The organism is Paraburkholderia sp. GAS448, assembly GCF_050435685.1.
Taxonomy (GTDB): Bacteria; Pseudomonadota; Gammaproteobacteria; order Burkholderiales; family Burkholderiaceae; genus Paraburkholderia.
The window spans coordinates 1-18,454 of the sequence record NZ_JBNDKT010000016.1; the positions used below are offsets into that span (position 1 = coordinate 1).

At 61.7% G+C, this 18,454-nt stretch carries 19 protein-coding genes and 1 pseudogene; 18 read left to right on the forward strand and 2 right to left on the reverse strand.

Translation table 11 applies throughout. From position 1 onward, the window contains the following. Positions 1-584, reverse strand: a pseudogene (locus P3T23_RS26185) (transposase); the annotation flags it as partial. 300 nt (positions 585-884) lie between these two features. Between P3T23_RS26185 and P3T23_RS26190 the strand changes: the two are divergent. From P3T23_RS26190 to P3T23_RS26275, 18 genes are all read left to right on the forward strand, one after another. After that, positions 885-1,361, forward strand: a complete 477-nt coding sequence (locus tag P3T23_RS26190) for a lecithin retinol acyltransferase family protein (protein WP_429319013.1) — start codon at positions 885-887, stop codon at positions 1,359-1,361. A gap of 350 nt (positions 1,362-1,711) precedes the next feature. Then, positions 1,712-3,427, forward strand: coding sequence for a sigma 54-interacting transcriptional regulator (locus P3T23_RS26195; RefSeq protein ID WP_429319014.1), 1,716 nt, complete (start codon positions 1,712-1,714; stop codon positions 3,425-3,427). A gap of 412 nt (positions 3,428-3,839) precedes the next feature. Then, a complete protein-coding gene (locus P3T23_RS26200) occupies positions 3,840-4,076 on the forward strand; it encodes a phenol hydroxylase subunit (RefSeq protein ID WP_429319015.1) in 237 nt (78 codons plus the stop codon). Between the two features lie 54 nt (positions 4,077-4,130). Then, positions 4,131-5,144 carry an aromatic/alkene monooxygenase hydroxylase subunit beta gene (locus P3T23_RS26205; RefSeq protein WP_429319016.1) on the forward strand — a complete coding sequence of 338 codons (1,014 nt, stop codon included), beginning with the start codon at positions 4,131-4,133 and terminating at the stop codon, positions 5,142-5,144. A 7-nt stretch (positions 5,145-5,151) separates the two neighbouring features. After that, a complete protein-coding gene (locus P3T23_RS26210) occupies positions 5,152-5,421 on the forward strand; it encodes an MmoB/DmpM family protein (RefSeq protein WP_429319017.1) in 270 nt (89 codons plus the stop codon). Positions 5,422-5,440: 19 nt separating this feature from the next. Then, entirely contained in the window at positions 5,441-6,964 is a 1,524-nt protein-coding gene (locus tag P3T23_RS26215) for an aromatic/alkene/methane monooxygenase hydroxylase/oxygenase subunit alpha (protein WP_429319018.1), read from the forward strand. 42 nt (positions 6,965-7,006) lie between these two features. Then, positions 7,007-7,366 (forward strand): phenol hydroxylase subunit P4, encoded by a 360-nt coding sequence (locus P3T23_RS26220; protein WP_429319019.1) that lies wholly within the window; start codon positions 7,007-7,009, stop codon positions 7,364-7,366. A gap of 14 nt (positions 7,367-7,380) precedes the next feature. Further along, the gene (locus tag P3T23_RS26225; RefSeq protein WP_429319020.1) at positions 7,381-8,454 is read left to right on the forward strand and encodes an NADH:ubiquinone reductase (Na(+)-transporting) subunit F; all 1,074 of its coding nucleotides are present in this window, start codon (positions 7,381-7,383) and stop codon (positions 8,452-8,454) included. Positions 8,455-8,487: 33 nt separating this feature from the next. Next, a complete protein-coding gene (locus P3T23_RS26230) occupies positions 8,488-8,859 on the forward strand; it encodes a 2Fe-2S iron-sulfur cluster binding domain-containing protein (protein ID WP_429319021.1) in 372 nt (123 codons plus the stop codon). Positions 8,860-8,884: 25 nt separating this feature from the next. Continuing rightward, on the forward strand, positions 8,885-9,814 hold the full coding sequence (locus P3T23_RS26235; protein ID WP_429319022.1) for a catechol 2,3-dioxygenase: 930 nt from the start codon (positions 8,885-8,887) through the stop codon (positions 9,812-9,814). Positions 9,815-9,852: 38 nt separating this feature from the next. Beyond that, on the forward strand, positions 9,853-11,307 hold the full coding sequence (locus P3T23_RS26240) for a 2-hydroxymuconic semialdehyde dehydrogenase (RefSeq protein ID WP_429319023.1): 1,455 nt from the start codon (positions 9,853-9,855) through the stop codon (positions 11,305-11,307). Between the two features lie 8 nt (positions 11,308-11,315). Beyond that, on the forward strand, positions 11,316-12,140 hold the full coding sequence (dmpE, locus tag P3T23_RS26245) for a 2-oxopent-4-enoate hydratase (RefSeq protein ID WP_429319024.1): 825 nt from the start codon (positions 11,316-11,318) through the stop codon (positions 12,138-12,140). Next, entirely contained in the window at positions 12,137-12,925 is a 789-nt protein-coding gene (gene dmpH, locus P3T23_RS26250) for a 2-oxo-3-hexenedioate decarboxylase (protein WP_429319025.1), read from the forward strand. Before dmpE ends, dmpH begins: the two co-directional genes overlap by 4 nt. A 32-nt stretch (positions 12,926-12,957) precedes the next feature. After that, positions 12,958-13,149 (forward strand): 2-hydroxymuconate tautomerase, encoded by a 192-nt coding sequence (locus P3T23_RS26255; protein ID WP_429319026.1) that lies wholly within the window; start codon positions 12,958-12,960, stop codon positions 13,147-13,149. Positions 13,150-13,177: 28 nt separating this feature from the next. Next, on the forward strand, positions 13,178-14,137 hold the full coding sequence (locus tag P3T23_RS26260) for an acetaldehyde dehydrogenase (acetylating) (protein WP_429319027.1): 960 nt from the start codon (positions 13,178-13,180) through the stop codon (positions 14,135-14,137). Positions 14,138-14,157: 20 nt separating this feature from the next. Beyond that, positions 14,158-15,165, forward strand: a complete 1,008-nt coding sequence (gene dmpG / locus P3T23_RS26265; RefSeq protein WP_429319028.1) for a 4-hydroxy-2-oxovalerate aldolase — start codon at positions 14,158-14,160, stop codon at positions 15,163-15,165. Positions 15,166-15,237: 72 nt separating this feature from the next. Next, positions 15,238-16,140, forward strand: coding sequence for a SphA family protein (locus P3T23_RS26270; RefSeq protein WP_429319029.1), 903 nt, complete (start codon positions 15,238-15,240; stop codon positions 16,138-16,140). A gap of 48 nt (positions 16,141-16,188) precedes the next feature. Further along, positions 16,189-17,016 (forward strand): alpha/beta fold hydrolase, encoded by an 828-nt coding sequence (locus P3T23_RS26275; protein ID WP_429319030.1) that lies wholly within the window; start codon positions 16,189-16,191, stop codon positions 17,014-17,016. A gap of 662 nt (positions 17,017-17,678) precedes the next feature. Here the strand turns inward: P3T23_RS26275 and P3T23_RS26280 are convergent. Next, complete coding sequence (locus P3T23_RS26280) at positions 17,679-18,398, reverse strand: IS6 family transposase (protein ID WP_429319031.1); 720 nt, start codon at positions 18,396-18,398, stop codon at positions 17,679-17,681. Between the last annotated feature and the right edge of the window lie 56 nt (positions 18,399-18,454).

Genomic DNA, 18,454 nt, shown 5'->3' on the forward strand with positions numbered 1-18,454 from the left:
ATAATCACCAGCAGGCATTGGCCGTCCGAGTTCTCGCTGCGCAGCCCCGTATGAATGCCGTCGACCCACCAATAGACGTAGTGCGACTCCGACAGGTCACGCCGGCTCCAGGCCACATGCTCCTCGGCCCATTGCGCCTTCAGCCGGCTCACCACGTTGGCCGACAGGCCCCTGGCGTCCTCGCCCAGCAGCACGCTTAACGCTTCGCCCATGTCGCCCGTCGAGATGCCCTTCAGATACAGCCACGGCAGCGCCGCGCTTACCCGGGGCGACTTCCTCACCTACGGCGGCACAATCGACGAATTGAATTTCACGCCTGATCCTGATCGATCGCGCACCTTCGGCACCTTCACCCGAATCGGTCCGGCCGCCGTCAACACCTCGCGTTCCGGCAAGTACCCGTTGCGCACCACGGCCCGTTGCGCGTGCAGAGTCTTGACGTTCGCGAAGCGCTCCAACAGCTCTCCCAGTTCCGCTTCGATCGCCTGTTGAATCACTTGCCGCGCCCCTTGACGGACCAATTCGTCCAGGCCCAGACCGGTTTCCGATAGACCGATGACTGCTTTTTCCGTAAACTTGCTCATGGTGGATGGTTTTGTTGTTCGCTGGTTTCCGACTTCGACAATCAGATTCTCAGCTGAAACCTCCACCGCCTTCAATCTCCCGCCTCAACTCCCCCGTACACCAGATCCGAGCATATCTCCGTAATGGCTGTGCGTGCGCCGTTATCAATTGGTAAAACGCGGCCGCAGCATTCGCAGGCTGACCCAGTTTGCATTTGTGTCGGCACGCCCGCCCGGTATCGGGGAAAGCACCGCTCGCCCAGCGTATCGGCACGTCCTATGCCTAGGGTATCGCAGGACCAGCAGAACGCGGTGATCGACATGTCAGACTCAGCAAAGGGAATGTGCCAACGCGGCGATGCTTCCTTGACCATAGGGGCTCACCTGGTAACACGGCGCCTCGGTTACACGCATCACGGCATCTATGTCGGCGATGGCAAGGTCCTGCATTACGCAGGATGGTCCCGTTCGCTGCGTCGCGCCCCCGTGCAGGAGACTTCTCTGAGAGAGTTTGCCGACGGCCACGAGATCCGCGTCGAATGGACGCCCAACACAAGGTACTCGCGTGGCGAAGTGGTTCAGCGGGCCTACTCGCGCCTCGGCGAAGACTGCTACCGGGTGACCACGAACAACTGCGAACATTTCTGCGCGTGGTGTCTGTGCGGCGAAAGCCGAAGCGATCAGATCGACGCCCTGATCGCCTTTCCGCAGCGCTGCCTGCATTCAGTGGTCAACATGCTCACGCAATTCGTGCGCGCAAATCCGATCCGTGTCTCCACCGATCGGCTCGCCTTCTGACGGAGCCATCCGCTCTGCGCGTCTACACCAAATGAACGGGCACGCGCGTGCGCGGCGCTCTCACAAGTGTGGCCGCGAGCGCCAACCGGCGTAAGACGCTTCACCAAATGGACAGGCCATTCCGCGACGTTTTGACCATTTGATCAACTGGGTGCCGGGGTAAGTACTGACATAGCCATGGCGATTCGCCGCGCAAGTGGCGGCAGGCGAACAGCCAACCCCAAAAGTCGACGGCGGACCCAGCCCTTGATAATCGAAGTCCTGAGCCAGGACGGCGAGCCGATCCTGTCGGCATGGATTTTGCCTAGAATAGAGACGGAGACACCCGAATAGACATAAAAGGAGGCGCTGTGACAGACAGCACTGCGCGGTTTTCGGCGAGCATGCGGGAGGGGATCGAGAACCTTTCGCGACGCCTGAAATTCGTCAGACAGGAGGGACACATCTGGCTCGGCGAGAATCGCATGATTCTCCTTCACACAGCCACGCTGGGCGCCTTGCGCAAGGAACTCGTCGACACACTCGGCCTCGAACGCACGCGGGGCCTGTTCACGCGAATGGGCTTTCAGTCCGGTATGCGCGACGCAGAACTCGCCCGCGCATTACGCCCCTCAGCGAGCGATTTCGGCTTGCTTGAACTTGGGCCTTGCCTGCACGTGCTCGAAGGCAACGTACGGGTAACGCCTATCGAAGTTGATATCGATATCGCCCAGGGAAGGTACTACGGGGACCATCTGTGGGAAGACTCGTTCGAAGCCGAAGTGCACCGGAAAATCTTCGGGCTGAGCACCGATCCTGTCTGCTGGATGCAGGTCGGCTATGCGAGTGGGTACACGTCGGCGTTGATGGGGCGCACCATCCTCTACAAGGAGACGCTGCGTTCGGGCTGCGGCGATCCACATTGCCGCATTGTTGGCAAGCCCGTCGAAGAGTGGGCCGACGGCGACGAGATGCTGAAGCTCTATACGCCCGATCCGGTCATCGAAACGCTGTTACAACTGCAGAGCGAAGTGGAGAACCTGCGCTCGCTGCAGCAGGAAGTGGCGCAGCCGGAGGAACTGGTCGGCACGTCCACGGGATTCCTCGCAGCGTGGGGACTCGCGCAGCGCGCGGCGTCGAGCGACGTGACTGTGCTGTTACTCGGCGAAACGGGCGTCGGCAAGGAGCGCTTCGCGCGCGCATTGCACAGCGTGAGCAGGCGGCGCGACAAACCCTTCGTTGCAATCAACTGTGCCGCCATGCCCGAGGAGTTGCTCGAAGCCGAGCTGTTTGGCGTTGAGCGCGGCGCGTTTACCGGCGCGCATCAGACGCGGATCGGCCGTTTCGAGCGGGCGGATACCGGAACGCTTTTTCTCGACGAAGTCGGCGAACTCTCGGCGTCGGCGCAGGCCAAGCTGCTGCGTGTACTCCAGGAGGGCGAGTTCGAGCGCGTCGGCGATGACCGCGTGCGCAAGGTCGACGTGAGGGTGATCGGCGCGACCAATGTCGATTTGACCGAAGCGGTCCAGCGCGGCGCATTTCGCAAGGATCTGCTGTACCGGCTCAATGTTTATCCAGTCACGATTCCGCCGCTGCGCGGGCGGACCGACGACATTCCGCGCCTCGTCGAAAGATTTATCGCGAAGTACAGCGTGCGGCACAGCAAACGCGTGCTGGGCCTCACCGATCGTGCAATAGCCACATTGCGCGCCCATGCGTGGCCCGGCAATGTGCGTGAACTCGAAAACGCAGTCGAGCGCGGCGTGATCCTCGCCCGCCCGGGTGGCCAGATCACTGAGCACGATCTGTTCGCCGCTCTGCCGGAATCCGTGGACGACAGCGCCGCGTCGCTCGACGAGCGCGGCCATCCCTTGCGCGAAAACTCGGATTTTGCCGATGCCTTGTTCGATCACATGATGCGTGAAGGCGTACCACTTGACCGGGTTGATAGCATGCTTATCGAAGCGGCGGTCGAACGTGCGGGCGGCAATCTGAGTCAGGCGGCGAGAATGCTGGGCATCACGCGGCCGCAGCTTGCTTATCGCTGGCGTAATCGCGACAAGGCCGTCCAACCCGCGGACAAATGATCACGCCGCTCCAGTTGACCATGCGGGCCGCCCATTGGGCGGTTTTTTTTCGTGCGATGCGTGGCTCGCACAGTGTTTGATCAATTGATCAAACACCCTGCCAAGTCATAAGTGCGGCCTGTGCCACGCATGACTCGCGCACCACACCGCAATGCCTGTTTCGCCAACTCCAGAGGTCATCAAGCACGCCGCTGCAATCACGTCGTACGCAAACAATCATCCTCACGGCCGCGCGTCTGCGGGCTCTTCATCAAATGATCAAACAGCTGGCCATCGCTTGATGCTTTGATCATCGCTTCGTGCTGCGATATCGCCAGATTCGCGGTTTTTCTTCGGGCAAACCCTCGCCTTTTTCTGCAAAAACGCACATGGCACAGGTCATGCAATAGAGAAGAAAAACGAGGAGGCGACGATGCAAGATCCGAGACCGCTGTTCGATCGAACTCAACGATTCGTTCGGATAACTGCACAACGGGAAGACGGCTATGTCGAATTCGATTTCTCTGTCGGCGACCCCGATCTCGCTGTCGAACTGATCATGAACCGAACCATGTTCGATCGCTTTTGCCACGTGAACGCGGTTCGCACCATCACGCAAACCGACGAACAGATCGACCTCACGCGCGAACGCTGGCGATACGAGGGCTAGCCCAAGCGAAGCAGCTCATTCAGAAAAGTAGTGGACAAACACGGAGACAATCTCATGCAAATCGAAATCAAGACGCTCAAGTCCCAGCCGCTGCGTCAAACCTATGGGCATGTCGCGCGCCGGTTTGGCGACAAGCCTGCTTCGCGTTACCAGGAGGCGACCTACGACATCCAGCCCACCACCAACTTTCACTATCGGCCAACCTGGGCGCCGGAATTCGAGTTGTTCGACGCGAGCCGCACGCAGATCCGCATGAAGGACTGGTACGCGCTGAAGGACCCGCGCCAGTACTACTACGGCGCGTATGTAACGGCGCGTGCGCGGCAACAGGAAGCGGCCGAAGGCGCGTTTGATCTTGTGGAGCGTCGCGGACTGCTTGCCGCACTGTCGTACGAATGGCAGGAACGCCTGATCGCCGGGATGCTACCGCTGCGCCACATCGAATGGGGCGCCAATATGAACAACACGCTGTGCGCCGATTATGGCTACGGCACGGCGATAACGCAGGCCTGCACGTTCTGCGCGATGGACCGGCTCGGCATTGCCCAGTATCTGTCGCGTATCGGTCTCGCGCTCGACGGCAACACTGGCGTCGCGTTGGAACGCGCAAAGACCGCGTGGCTGGAAGCCGAGGCATGGCAACCCATGCGGCGCCTCGTCGAGGACATCTTCGTGGTCGAAGACTGGTTCGAGTCTTTCGTTGCGCAGAACCTCGTGCTTGACGGCCTGCTGTATCCGCTCGTGTATCAGCACTTCGACGCGTTCGCGGCGCAGCACCTAGGCCCGAGCCTCGCGATGCTCACCGAGTTCACCCAACAATGGCAGTCCGATCACGCGAAGTGGGTCGACGCGGTGATCCGCACGGTGACCGCCGAATCGCCAGAGAACCGGCAACGAATTGCCGGCTGGGTCGAGCACTATCGTGCACGCACGCTCGAAGCGCTTCTGCCCGTTGCCGGCACGCTGCTCGACGGTGCGGGCGCTGCCGCACTCGAAGAAACGGGCGCGCAATTCGCCGCGCGTCTTACGAAGCTCGGCGCATTGCCGGTGGCGGCAGTCCAACCCTGAGGCCGTCATGCAGAACGTCTACATCGCATTGCAGAACACCGACGAAACGCGCGCGATCGTCGCCGCGATTGCCGCCGTGAATCCCGAGGCTACGGTCCACGAGTATCCGGCGATGGTGAAGATCGACGCCCCAGGCAAGCTTGTGATTTCGCGCACACACGTATCGGATGAACTGGGCCGCGACTGGAATATCCAGGAGCTGCAACTGAACCTGGTGTCGCTGTCGGGAAACATCGATGAAACCGACGATGCCTTCACGCTGCAATGGCACGCCTGACATAAACCGGAGACGAATGATGGACGCACGCAAGAAGCTGAACCTGAAAGACAAGTACGCGCTAATGACGCGCGATCTCGGCTGGGAGACCAGTTATCAGCCGATGGACAAGGTGTTCCCGTTCGATCAGTACGAGGGCATCAAGATCCATGACTGGGATAAATGGGAAGACCCGTTTCGCATGACGATGGACTCTTACTGGAAGTATCAGGCGGAAAAGGAACGCAAACTGTACGCGATCATCGATTCGTTCGCGCAGAACAACGGGCACATGAACGTCTCGGACGCGCGTTATATCAACACGCTCAAGCTGTTCCTGACCGGCGTAACGCCGCTCGAATACGCAGCGCATCGCGGCTACGCCCATCTGGGTCGTCATTTTCGCGGAGTCGGTGCGCGGGTAGCCTGCCAGATGCAGTCGATCGACGAACTGCGCCACTGTCAGACACAGGTCCATACGCTGTCGCTCTACAACAAGTATTTCAACGGTTTCGCGGAGTGGCCGCATATGCACGACCGTGTCTGGTATCTGTCGGTGCCGAAGTCGTACTTCGACGATGCGATGAGCGCCGGTCCGTTCGAATTCGTCACGGCCATTTCGTTTTCGTTCGAATACGTGCTGACGAACCTGCTATTTATGCCGTTCATGTCCGGCGCGGCATACAACGGTGATATGGCGACCGTCACGTTTGGCTTCTCCGCGCAGTCGGATGAATCGCGGCATATGACGCTCGGCCTCGAAGTCGTGAAGTTTCTCTGTGAGCAGGATCCCGGCAATGTGCCGATCGTGCAGAAGTGGCTCGACAAATGGTTCTGGCGCGGCTTCCGGCTACTGACGCTGGTAGGCATGATGATGGACTACATGCTGCCAAAGCGCGTGATGTCGTGGTCGGAGGCTTGGAAGATCTATTTCGAGGACGCAGGCGGCGCGCTCTTCAAGGACCTTGAGCGCTATGGCCTGCGTATGCCGAAGTATCACGAGATCGCAACGCAGACCAAAGACCGCGTCACACACGAGGCGTGGGCGACGTTCTACAACTATGGCGCAGCGGCTGACTTCCACACCTGGGTGCCGTCCGACGAGGAACTCGACTGGCTCGCTGCCAAATATCCGGAGACCTTCGACAGCGTGTACCGGCCGCGCTTCGAATACTGGCGCGAACAGCAGCAGGCGGGCAAGCGCTTCTACAACGCCAGTCTGCCGATGCTGTGCCAGACCTGCCAGGTGCCGATGTTCTTCAGCGAGCCGGACGACCCGACTAAGATCGCCTACCGCGAATCAACCTATCACGGCATGAAGTTCCACTTCTGCTCGGATGGCTGCAAGGACATCTTCGAAGACGAGCCCGAGAAGTATGTGCAGGCGTGGCTGCCGGTGCACCAGATCTATCAGGGCAACTGTGGCGGCGCGTCGCTCGACGACGTTCTCAAGTACTACAACCTCAACCCCGGTCACGACAATCTCGACTTCGCGGGCTCGCCCGACGAGCGCAACTGGAACGCGTGGAAAGACGCATCCGGCGCCCACGCCCCGAGCGAATGAGCGCGGCGCGAACCGAGAACAGATTAGACGAAGGAGACAAGCATGAGCATCACCGCGATCAAACCCTACGCGTTCGAACCGGCCGACCGCGAGTCGCAGTTTCATGGCAACCGGCTGCTCTACATCGGCTGGGAGGGCCACCTGATGTTCGCCGCACCGATTTGCGTGCCGGTGCAGCCTGACATGACGTTCGGCGCGCTGATGGCGGACGTGCTGCCGGGCCTGTATGGCGCGCATCCCGATTTCGCCGTGATCGACTGGCGCGCCGCACAGTGGTTCAGATCCGGCGAGCCGTGGCAGCCGGACAGCGAGCGCTCGCTTGCCGATAACGGTCTCGTTCACAAGGACGTGATCCGTCTGCGGACACCCGGCCTGACCGGCATTGGTGGTTCGTGCAGCTAACGCGGGAGACAGAGATGGACTACACCGTACGTATTCAACCGCTCGGCCAGACCATCGGCATTGAAGCGGGGCAGACGCTGCTCGATGCCTGTTTGCGCCAGGCTGTGTGGCTTCCGCATGCCTGCTGTCACGGGCTGTGCGCGACCTGCAAGGTGCAGGTCGTCGATGGCGAGATCGAGCAGGGCGACGCGTCGGACTTCGCGTTGATGGACTTCGAGCGGGAAGAGGGCAAGTGCCTGGCGTGCTGCGCGACGCCGATGTCCGATCTCGTGATCGAAGCTGACATCGACGAAGACCCCGACGCCCAGAATTTGCCGCTGCAGGACTACACCGGCACGGTCGTCGCGATCGAAGACGCGACGCCGACCATTCGCGTGATCCGGCTCGCAGTGGAGAGCGCCGAACGTGTTGCGTTTCAGGCAGGCCAGTACCTGAACCTGCATGTGCCGGGCTGCGGGCAGCCGCGCGCATTCTCACTCGCCAATGCGCCGCATGACGGCGAGATCGAGATGCACATCCGTCGTGTGCCGGACGGGGCCGCGACCGGCTGGCTGCATGACGAACTGCAACCGGGCGCGCAACTCAACTTCGCCGCGCCGTTCGGCCGCTTCTTCGTGCGCAAACAGGCGCAGGTGCCGACAATCTTCCTCGCGGGCGGCTCGGGACTGTCAAGCCCAAAGTCGATGATCCTCGATCTGCTGAACGAGGGCTCGAGCTTGCCGATCACGCTGATCCACGGTGCCCGCACACGCGACGAACTCTATTTCGAAGCCTTTCTCAACGAACTGGCCGAGCGCTACCCGAATTTCCGCTACCTGCCAGCCCTGTCAAGCGAACCATCCGACAGCGATTGGCGAGGCTCGCGCGGTTTCGTGCACGAGGTTCTGAAGGCGCAGTACACCGACGCCGCGGGCATCACCGATTTTCGCGGCCACAAGGCGTATCTGTGCGGGCCGCCGCCGATGGTCGAGGCGTGCATCAAGACCCTGATGCAGGGCCGGCTGTTCGAACGCGACATCTACACGGAGCAGTTCCTGTCGGCGGCGGAGGCGAGCGCGGCGGCTAAAAGCCCGCTGTTCCGCATCTGACGGGCTTCGTCGGCTCACTCAAGGAGAGCGGTGATGACGTGGCGGATCAAAGTTGAAAACACCGGCGACACGTTCAGCTGCACGGAGGACGCCACCGTGCTTCATGCGATGGCGGCAACAGGCGGGCGAGGCATTCCGCTCGGCTGTCGCGGCGGCGGCTGCGGCGTGTGCAAGGTGCAGGTGCTGAGCGGCCGCTATCACGCCTGCAAGATGAGCCGTGCGTTCGTGAGCCCCGACGACGAGGCGCGCGGCACGGTGCTCGCGTGCCGTATCAGGCCGCTCACGGATCTGTCGGTGCGCGTGGTCGGCAAGATGGCGCGCTGCATCGACAAGGTGCGTGCACGAACGGTGGCGGAAGAACGCCACGAAGCAACTCACCAGCAACAGGCGCCGGGCGGCGTCTGAACCAGAACGATCAAGGAGACACATCATGGCATTGCAAGGCGTACTGCGACCCGGCCATATTGCGCTGCGGGTCCTCGAAATCGGTCCGGCGTTGAAGCACTACATCGACGTGCTCGGCCTGCATGAAACCGGCCGCGACGCGCAAGGACGCGTCTATCTGAAGGCATGGGACGAACACGACCATCACAGTGTCGTGCTGCGCGAAGCGGACGAGCCGGGCATGGATTACCTCGGCTTTCGCGTCGACAGCGAAGCGACACTCGACCAGCTCGCGAACGCCGTGAAGGAATCCGGTTATGCGAAAGACTTCGTCTGGATCGAAGTCGGCGAACATCTGCATACGGGCCGGCGTTTCCGCTTCACCGTGCCGACGGGCCATTCGATCGAACTCTTCGCGACGAAAGACAAAGTTGGCTGCGCGACCGGCGATGTCAATCCCGACCCCTGGCCCGACGGCCTGCGCGGGATGTCGCCGAGCCGCTTCGATCATTGCCTGCTTTATGGCGACGAACTCGACGATACCGTGAAGCTCTTTCGCGATGTGCTCGGCTTTTCGCTGGCCGAGCAGGTCGTGACGCCGGAGGGCATGCAGATCGCCGCGTTCCTGACGTGCTCGAACAAGGCACATGACATCGCGTTTATCCGCCACGCCGAGAAAAACAAATTTCACCACGTGTCATTCCAGCTCGACAGTTGGGGCGACGTGCTCAAGGCCGCGGATCTGATTTCCAAGCACGACGTTGCGCTCGACATCGGACCGACACGTCACGGCATCACGCGCGGCGCGACGATCTATTTCTTCGATCCGTCCGGCAACCGCAACGAGGTCTTCGCGGGCGGCTATATCCACTACCCGGACAAGCCGACTATCACGTGGCACGACAAGGACCTGGGGCGAGCGATTTTCTATCACGACCGCAAGCTCAACGAGGCCTTCCTGAGCGTGTTGACCTGAGCCGTGCAACTGGTGCAACGAAACGATCGAGACTATTCATGACTGAATTCAAGAACTTTATTGGCGGCGAGTGGGTCGGCACGGATCGCACCTTCGAAGACCGCAATCCGGTCGACAACCGTGTGATCGGGCTCGTGCACGAGGCTGGCCGCGCACAGGTCGACGCGGCGGTGCAGGCCGCGCGCGCGGCCATGCATGGGCCATGGGCGCGCATGACGCTGCCGCAGCGGGTCGAACTGCTGTATGCGGTGGCCGACGGCATCAACCGGCGCTTCGACGACTTCCTCGCCGCCGAAATCGCCGACACCGGCAAGCCGCACGCGCTGGCGAGTCACGTCGATATTCCGCGTGGCGCGGCGAACTTCAAGGTGTTCGCCGACATGATTCGCAATGTCCCCACCGAAAGTTTCGCGATGGCGACGCCGGACGGTGGCGAAGCGCTCAACTATGGTGTGCGCACACCGCGCGGTGTGATCGCGGTCGTGTGTCCGTGGAATCTGCCGCTGCTGCTGATGACATGGAAGGTTGCACCGGCGCTCGCATGTGGCAATACGGTGGTGGTAAAGCCGTCCGAAGAGACACCGGCTAGCGCAACGCTGCTTGGCGAAGTGATGAACGAAGTGGGCGTCCCGAAGGGTGTCTACAACGTCGTGCACGGCTTCGGACCTGACTCGGCGGGTGCGTTCCTGACCGAGCATCCCGGCGTGAACGCGATCACTTTCACCGGCGAGACGCGCACCGGCGAAGCGATCATGAAGGCCGCAGCGAACGGTGTGCGGCCCGTGTCGTTCGAACTTGGCGGCAAGAACGCGGGCATCGTTTTCGCCGACTGCGATTTCGACGCAGCCGTGGCGGGTATCGCGCGTTCCGCATTCGAAAACACCGGACAGGTGTGCCTCGGTACGGAGCGCGTCTACGTACAACGGCCGATTTTCGAGCGTTTTGTCGACGCGCTTGCGGCACGCGCGAAGGCGCTGCGTCCAGGCCGCCCCGACGTGGAAGGCACGACCTTCGGTCCGCTGATTTCGCAGACGCATCGCAGCAAGGTTCTGTCGTACTACGAGCAGGCGCGCGCTGACGGCGCGGTGGTCGTCACGGGCGGCGGCGTACCCGACATGGCGGCCGGGTTGAAAGAGGGTGCGTGGATCGAGCCGACGATCTGGACGGGCCTGCCGGAGAGTGCGCGTGTGATCCGCGAGGAAATCTTCGGCCCATGCTGCCACATCGCGCCGTTCGACGACGAAGCCGAAGTGACCGCGAAAGCCAACGACACGCCTTATGGTCTCGCCGCCACCGTATGGACGCGCGACACGGGCACCGCGCATCGCATGGCGCGCTCGCTCGACGTGGGCATCTGCTGGATCAATTCGTGGTTTCTGCGCGATCTGCGCACTGCGTTCGGCGGCGCGAAACAGTCGGGGATCGGCCGTGAAGGCGGTATCCATTCGCTCGAGTTCTATACCGAGCTGCGCAATGTCTGCGTCAAGTTGTGAGGAAAGCAATGAATCCGTCAAATACAGAAGGACTCGCGCCCGAAACGATTGAGCGCTACGGCGATGAACTCTATCGCGCGTTGCGTCATGCTGAGCCGGTCGCGCCACTGACCGCACGCGAACCTGGCATCACGATCGCCGACGCCTACCGTATCCAGTTGCGGATGATCGAACGCCGCATCGCGCTCGACGGTGAACGCGTGATCGGCAAGAAGATCGGCGTGACCAGCGAAGCGGTCATGAACATGCTCGATGTGCGTCAACCGGACTTCGGGCATCTCACATCGGCGATGGTGTTCGCAGACGGCGCCGCCATCGACGTGTCGCGGCTGATCGCGCCGAAGGCCGAAGGCGAAATCGCGTTCGTGCTGAAACACGATCTCGCGGGGCCGGGCGTGACGAATGCGGATGTGCTGCGAGCAACCGAGGCCGTATTGCCGTGCTTCGAGATCGTCGATTCGCGCATTCGCGACTGGAAGATCCGCATTCAGGACACCGTGGCCGACAACGCGTCATCGGGCGTATTCGTGCTCGGCGATCAGGCGGTGGATCCGCGCGAACTCGATCTCGCACTGGTCGGCATGACGCTCGAGAAGAACGGCGAGATCACGGCGACCGGCGCGGGCGCCGCCGCGCTCGGGCATCCGGCCAACGCGGTGGCGTGGCTCGCGAACACGCTCGGCCGGCTCGGCATGACGCTCATTACGGGCGAGGTGATCCTGTCCGGCTCTCTCGCGGCGATGGTGCCGGTGACTGCCGGCGACTCGCTGCGAATCAGTCTCGGCGGCATCGGCAACGCGTCGGTGCGCTTCATTCAGGGAGATAGACCATGACGCTCGATCAAGCAACGATCGACGCTCTCGCGCAGCGGCTCGACGAGGCGGAACTGCAACGCGAGGCAATCACGAAGATCACCGACGCGTATCCGCAGATCGACTGGGCAGACGCGTATGCGATTCAGGACGCACTGCGTGCACGCAAGGAAGCGCGCGGCATGAAGGTCGCAGGCCTGAAGATGGGCCTCACGTCGCACGCGAAGATGCGCCAGATGAGCGTGACGGACCCGGTGTACGGTTTCCTGACCGATTACGGTTCGTGCATGGACGGTGCGGCGATCGACACATCGTCGCTGATCCATCCGAAGGTGGAGGCGGAAATCGCATTCGTGACGAAGCGGGCGCTTGCCGGTCCCGGCTGTCATATCGGCACGGTGCTCGCCGCGACGGACTTCGTGTTGCCTGCGGTGGAGGTGATCGACTCGCGCTACGAAAACTTCCGCTTCGATCTGAAGAGCGTGATTGCTGACAACACGTCGTCGGCACGCTTTGTGACGGGTGGCCGGCATCGCAGGGCGGAAGGCCTCGACCTGAAGAATCTCGGCGTGGTGCTGGAGAAAAACGGTGAAATCGTCGCGACGGCGTCGGGCGCCGCAGTGCTCGGCCATCCGGCTGCGAGCGTGGCGATGCTCGCCAACATGCTCGGCGCGCGGGGCAAGTCCATTCCCGCTGGCACGCTGATCCTGACCGGCGGCGTGACCGAGGCCATTGCCGTCGCCGCGGGTGATTCGGTCACCGCGCGCTTCCAGCATCTCGGCAGCGTTTCAATGCGCTTCGTCTGAGCGAAACATACCTGCATAAATGGAGAACACTTGTGCCCATCATCCACGTTCATCTCATGGAAGGCCGCACCGACGAACAGAAGGCGCGCCTGATCGGCGCACTGACCGATGCCGCCTTCGAATCCATCGGTGCGCCGCGCGAATCCGTGCGCGTGCTACTGATTGAAATCCCGAAGACGCAGTTCGGGATCGGCGGCAAGACTGCGTCCGCGCTCGGGCGCTAGCGCACCGCACATCAAAGGAAACCTGACCATGACAACCCTACACGGCGCATGCGCGCCGCAAAAAGTCGCCATCATCGGCTCCGGCAACATCGGTACCGACCTGATGATCAAGATCCTGCGTCACGGCAAGCACATCGCGATGGGCGCGCTCGTGGGTATCGATCCGCAGTCGGACGGCCTCGCGCGTGCGCAGCGGCTCGGCGTGCCGACGACCGCCGGCGGCATCGACGGTCTGCTTGCCATGCCGAACTTCGGCGACATCCGCATCGCGTTCGACGCCACCTCGGCAGGCGCGCACAAGCATCACAACGCGCTGCTGCAGGCGCACGGCGTTAAGGTCATCGACCTGACGCCGGCCGCAATCGGCCCGTATGTGATTCCGTCGATCAATCTCGACGACGAGCTCGACGCGCCCAACATCAATATGGTCACGTGCGGAGGGCAGGCGACGATTCCGATGGTCAACGCGGTGTCGCGTGTGGCGAAGGTTCACTACGCGGAGATTGTTGCGTCTATTTGCAGCCGCTCTGCGGGCCCAGGCACGCGCGCCAACATCGACGAATTCACCGAGACCACGTCGAAGGCGATCGAGGTGCTCGGCGGCGCGACGCGCGGCAAGGCCATCATCATCCTGAACCCGGCCGAGCCGCCGCTTATGATGCGCGACACTGTCTTCACGCTGTCCGATCCCGCGGACCGCGACGCCATTGAAGAGAGCGTCGCCGCGATGGCCGAGCGCGTGCAGCGTTACGTGCCTGGTTATCGGCTCAAGCAGCGCGTGCAGTTTGATCTGTTCGACGCAAGTCAGCCGCTGAACGTGCCGGGCGTCGGCCCGATCACGGGCCTGAAAACCTCGATCTTTCTCGAAGTGGAGGGCGCCGCGCACTATCTGCCGGCCTATGCGGGCAACCTCGACATCATGACCTCGGCCGCGCTTGCGTGCGCCGAGCGTATCGCCGAAACGCGGCTCGCGCCGCTCGCGGCCTGATCGCGCAACGGAGCGACACCATGCATAACCGCAAACTTTATATTTCCGACGTGACGCTGCGCGACGGCAGTCACGCGATCCGTCATCAGTACAGCATCGCGAACATGAAGGCGATCGCGCGCGCACTCGACGATGCACACGTCGATTCGATCGAGGTCGCGCACGGCGACGGTCTCTCCGGATCGAGCTTCAACTACGGCTTCGGCGCCCACAGCGACGTCGAATGGATTGCTGCCGTCGCTGAAACGGTCAGCCACGCAAAGGTCGCCACGCTGCTGCTGCCGGGCGTCGGCACCGTTCACGACCTGCGCAACGCTTACGATGCGGGCGCGCGCGTCGTGCGCGTCGCGACGCATTGCACCGAGGCGGATGTATCGAAGCAGCATATCGAGTACGCGTGCGAACTCGGCATGGACACTGTCGGCTTTCTGATGATGAGCCACATGACGACGCCTGCCGCCTTGGCGCAGCAGGCAAAGCTGATGGAAAGCTATGGCGCAACCTGTGTCTATGTCGTGGACTCGGGCGGCGCACTTTCGATGGATGGCGTGCGTGAGCGCTTCCGCGCGTTCAAGGACGTGCTGAAACCCGACACGCAGACCGGCATGCACGCGCATCACAACCTGTCGCTCGGCGTGGCGAATTCGATCGTCGCGGTCGAAGAAGGCTGCGACCGGATCGACGCGTCGCTGGCGGGTATGGGGGCGGGCGCGGGCAACGCGCCGCTCGAAGTGTTCATCGCGGCGGCGGACCGGCTTGGCTGGAATCACGGCTGCAACGTGTACGGCCTGCTCGACGCGGCCGATGACATCGTGCGGCCTCTGCAGGACCGACCCGTGCGCGTTGATCGCGAAACGCTGGCGCTGGGCTATGCGGGCGTCTATTCCAGTTTTCTGCGCCACGCCGAGGCCGCCGCTGCGAAATACGGCCTGAAGACGATCGACATCCTCGTGGAGCTGGGGCGGCGGCGCATGGTCGGCGGGCAGGAGGACATGATCGTCGACGTCGCGCTCGATCTGAAAAAGTAAGTCCCGGCGCGGGTGGCCGCCCAGCCGCCCGCTCATAAAAACTCACGAAAACAATACCCAGGAGACGGCAAGATGGAAGTTCGAAGTGCGTTCAGGCGAGCGATGCTGCTGGCTGGCATTTGCGCCGCGCTCAGCACCAACGTGCATGCTACCGAAGGTGGCAGCGACACGATAGGCGAAGGCGCGGAGGCATTCTTCGCCGGGGCGTTGCCGCCCGCGGGGCTGTACGGACTGCTGTACTACACGCATTACTTCGCGTCGCGCTTTAACGATTCGCATGGCAACAGTTCCGTGTCGGGGTTCAAGCTGAATGCCGATGTGCTGATTCCACGGCTCTTGTACATGTCGAATCTGTCGCTGCTCGGCGGACGCTTTGGCGCATATGCGGTGCTGCCCATAGAGCATCTGTCTCTGGACGCGGGAGGGTCGTCATTCGATCGCACCAATCTTGGCGATCTGATTTTGAGTCCGGCGCTGATTGCGTGGGGTGACGGTTCGCTGCGAACGGTTGCCGCGCTCGAATTCGTGCTACCGACCGGCCAGTACGACAAGAGCGCGGTGCTAAACACCGGCAAGAACTACTACACGGTGAGACCGATATTCGGTGTCAGCTGGTTTCCGATCACTGGACTGGAGATGTCGGCGAAAATCACCTACAGCTTCAATTCGATGAACACCGCGACCGACTACCATTCGGGCCAACTGTTCCACGTCGACTATGGCGCGAGCTACGCGGTGACGACAAAGGCGCGAGTTGGTATTGCGGGCTATTTCGTCAAGCAGACCACAGACGACACGCAATACGGCGCGTCGGTGAACGGGGACGGTTTTCGCGGTCAGGTTTTCGCTGTCGGGCCGGGCTTTCGCTACGAGTTTGCGAAGGGCAGCGTGGACGTGCGCGTAGTGAAGGAGTTTTTCGTGAGAAACAGACCGGCGGGCGAGGCGGTGTGGGCGCGCGCTGTCATTCCGTTCTGACAATCGATCGATGCTGCAGCCACGCAGGCGGCGGCGAAGGAGTTCATCATGACACAGCAAAACGATCCGGAAATCGGCCTGCGGATTCACGCGACAGGACTGGACACGAACTATCACGACGTCGGCGCCGGCGAACCGGTGCTGCTGATTCACGGCTCCGGGCCCGGCGTGACCGCGTGGGCGAACTGGCGTCTCACCATGCCGGCGCTCGCGCGCACGCGCCGCGTGATCGCGCCGGACATGGCGGGCTTCGGCTACACCGAGCGCCGCGCGGGCACGCAGTACGACATGGATCTGTGGGTGAATCATCTGGTCGGTCTGCTGGATGCGCTTGACATCGAGCGCACCGATCTGGTGGGCAACTCGTTCGGCGGTGCGCTTGCGTTGGCGACGGCGGTCCGTCATCCACAGCGCGTACGCAAGCTCGTGCTGATGGGTGCGGCGGGTGTGCGCTTCGATCTGACACCGGGGCTCGATGCTGTATGGGGCTACGAACCTTCAGTCGAAAATATGCAAAGCATCATGAACGTGTTCGCATTCGATCGTTCACGCCTCACGCCAGAGTTGGCGGAGTCGCGCTATCGGGCAAGCATTCGGCCCGGCTATCAGGAGTCGTTTTCCGCTATGTTCCCGGCGCCGCGGCAACGCTGGGTGGATGCGCTAGCATGTCACGAGCATAAACTGGGTGACGTCCGCCAATCGACGTTGATCGTGCATGGCCGCGACGATCAGGTGATTCCGCTAGCCAACTCACTGCGCCTGCTCGAACTGATCGGTCCGTCGCAGTTGCACGTTTTCGGCCAATGCGGACATTGGACGCAGATCGAACATGCCGATGCGTTCAATCAGTTGGTCGACAATTTTCTGACTGATTAGAGAAGCTTGGGGTGTGGTCGATCCACTGCGTGGCGAGGCGCGCACTCCCAGACACCTTCGGCGCAGCCGGGTATGCAGTGTGTGTCACGCCGTTCAGTCAGTGAGTTCGTCCTGCCGACAGGTTAGGGTTTAATCTCGACGGCGCATCCACGTTCATGTCGATTAGTGGATCGCCTAGGCGGAACACTCGCGTCGGCGACGCTTCGGTTTTTCTAGATGGGACAAGCATCTGGGTATGTACCGCTACAGAATCAGTGGTTGTTTGCAATAGACAGGCTCAACTGAACCCTGGCGTACCGACCGGACTCAGTCGGTAACCACATGAGAGACGTGGATGAAAACAACAATAGAAAAAGGACCCGGAGATCGGGAGAGCCCTTATACGCCCCGAACAGCCGAGGACGCGATTGCTCATCTCGAACGGATCCTGTCAGCGGATGGCGCAGATTCATTGTTCAGCCGGACCTACTGGCGCGGACGTGTTCAGCAGGTGAGCGCTACACGAGGGCTGACTCCGCAGCAGCGGGCAAGGCTTGAGAGACTACTTGAGTCTCTCCCTTCCCCGGTTCAGGGCGAAGAGCCACTCGTAGTGGACCCGTACCTTCAGGGTTCTGGTGCAAATAGCTGGTGTGGGCGAGAAGTCTCCAACAAATAAGGATGCTTTATCGATCGAACAGGACAGAATTCCAGACGGCGGGCGCAGCGGTTTCCTTGAGCCTGAGAGCGGAGAAGTCGAACTGCCCCTTGCGAATGCGGTGCATCAACTCGATGCCTGAAATCGTGGTCGCGGCGCTCCTGAACCGTTTGAAGCCGAGCATCACGTTCGTTGTGGACTTGATGTTTCGATGGTCCTGTTCGATCAGATTGGTCAGGTACTTCGAGGACCGAACCTTCGTTTCCTCCGGCAGCAGACCGTCAGCGATCATCTCCCGCACGGCCCGGTGCGAGGCCGCATACCCATCGAGCGTGATCGTCTCCGGTGGCTGGCCCTGATGCTGGATTGCCTTGCTGAAAAAGGCTTTTGCCGCAGCCACGTCGCGCTTTGCCCTGAGCGTGAAATCCACCGTCTGGCCGGCCCGATCCACCGCCCGGTACAGATAAACCCATTTGCCGAGAATCTTCAGATAGGTCTCGTCAACACGCCATGACCGACCTGACGGTATCGCAAAACGATTCCATCGCTTCACGAACTCCGGTGTGAAACGCTTCACCCAGCGCATGATCGTGGTGTGCGCCAGCGACAGTCCCCGTTCGGCCATCATCTCAACGAGATCGCGTAGGCTGAGCTTGTAGCGAAGGTACCAGCGCACCCACAGAACAATGATCTGCCGATCAAAATGCCGTCCATCGAACAACCCCTCCAGACCTTTCCGCTTGCTCATCACCGACCACCAGTTCGTCAAGCTCGCAACTTTAACCCATTCCCCCGAGCCTATTT

Coding starts and splice junctions, on each gene's coding strand:
- P3T23_RS26190 (WP_429319013.1), top strand. CDS start 885: ATGTCAGACTCAGCAAAGGGAATGTGCCAACGCGGCGATGCTTCCTTG.
- P3T23_RS26200 (WP_429319015.1), top strand. CDS start 3,840: ATGCAAGATCCGAGACCGCTGTTCGATCGAACTCAACGATTCGTTCGG.
- P3T23_RS26205 (WP_429319016.1), top strand. CDS start 4,131: ATGCAAATCGAAATCAAGACGCTCAAGTCCCAGCCGCTGCGTCAAACC.
- P3T23_RS26210 (WP_429319017.1), top strand. CDS start 5,152: ATGCAGAACGTCTACATCGCATTGCAGAACACCGACGAAACGCGCGCG.
- P3T23_RS26215 (WP_429319018.1), top strand. CDS start 5,441: ATGGACGCACGCAAGAAGCTGAACCTGAAAGACAAGTACGCGCTAATG.
- P3T23_RS26220 (WP_429319019.1), top strand. CDS start 7,007: ATGAGCATCACCGCGATCAAACCCTACGCGTTCGAACCGGCCGACCGC.
- P3T23_RS26225 (WP_429319020.1), top strand. CDS start 7,381: ATGGACTACACCGTACGTATTCAACCGCTCGGCCAGACCATCGGCATT.
- P3T23_RS26230 (WP_429319021.1), top strand. CDS start 8,488: ATGACGTGGCGGATCAAAGTTGAAAACACCGGCGACACGTTCAGCTGC.
- P3T23_RS26235 (WP_429319022.1), top strand. CDS start 8,885: ATGGCATTGCAAGGCGTACTGCGACCCGGCCATATTGCGCTGCGGGTC.
- P3T23_RS26240 (WP_429319023.1), top strand. CDS start 9,853: ATGACTGAATTCAAGAACTTTATTGGCGGCGAGTGGGTCGGCACGGAT.
- dmpE (WP_429319024.1), top strand. CDS start 11,316: ATGAATCCGTCAAATACAGAAGGACTCGCGCCCGAAACGATTGAGCGC.
- dmpH (WP_429319025.1), top strand. CDS start 12,137: ATGACGCTCGATCAAGCAACGATCGACGCTCTCGCGCAGCGGCTCGAC.
- P3T23_RS26260 (WP_429319027.1), top strand. CDS start 13,178: ATGACAACCCTACACGGCGCATGCGCGCCGCAAAAAGTCGCCATCATC.
- dmpG (WP_429319028.1), top strand. CDS start 14,158: ATGCATAACCGCAAACTTTATATTTCCGACGTGACGCTGCGCGACGGC.
- P3T23_RS26270 (WP_429319029.1), top strand. CDS start 15,238: ATGGAAGTTCGAAGTGCGTTCAGGCGAGCGATGCTGCTGGCTGGCATT.
- P3T23_RS26275 (WP_429319030.1), top strand. CDS start 16,189: ATGACACAGCAAAACGATCCGGAAATCGGCCTGCGGATTCACGCGACA.
- P3T23_RS26280 (WP_429319031.1), bottom strand. CDS start 18,398: ATGAGCAAGCGGAAAGGTCTGGAGGGGTTGTTCGATGGACGGCATTTT.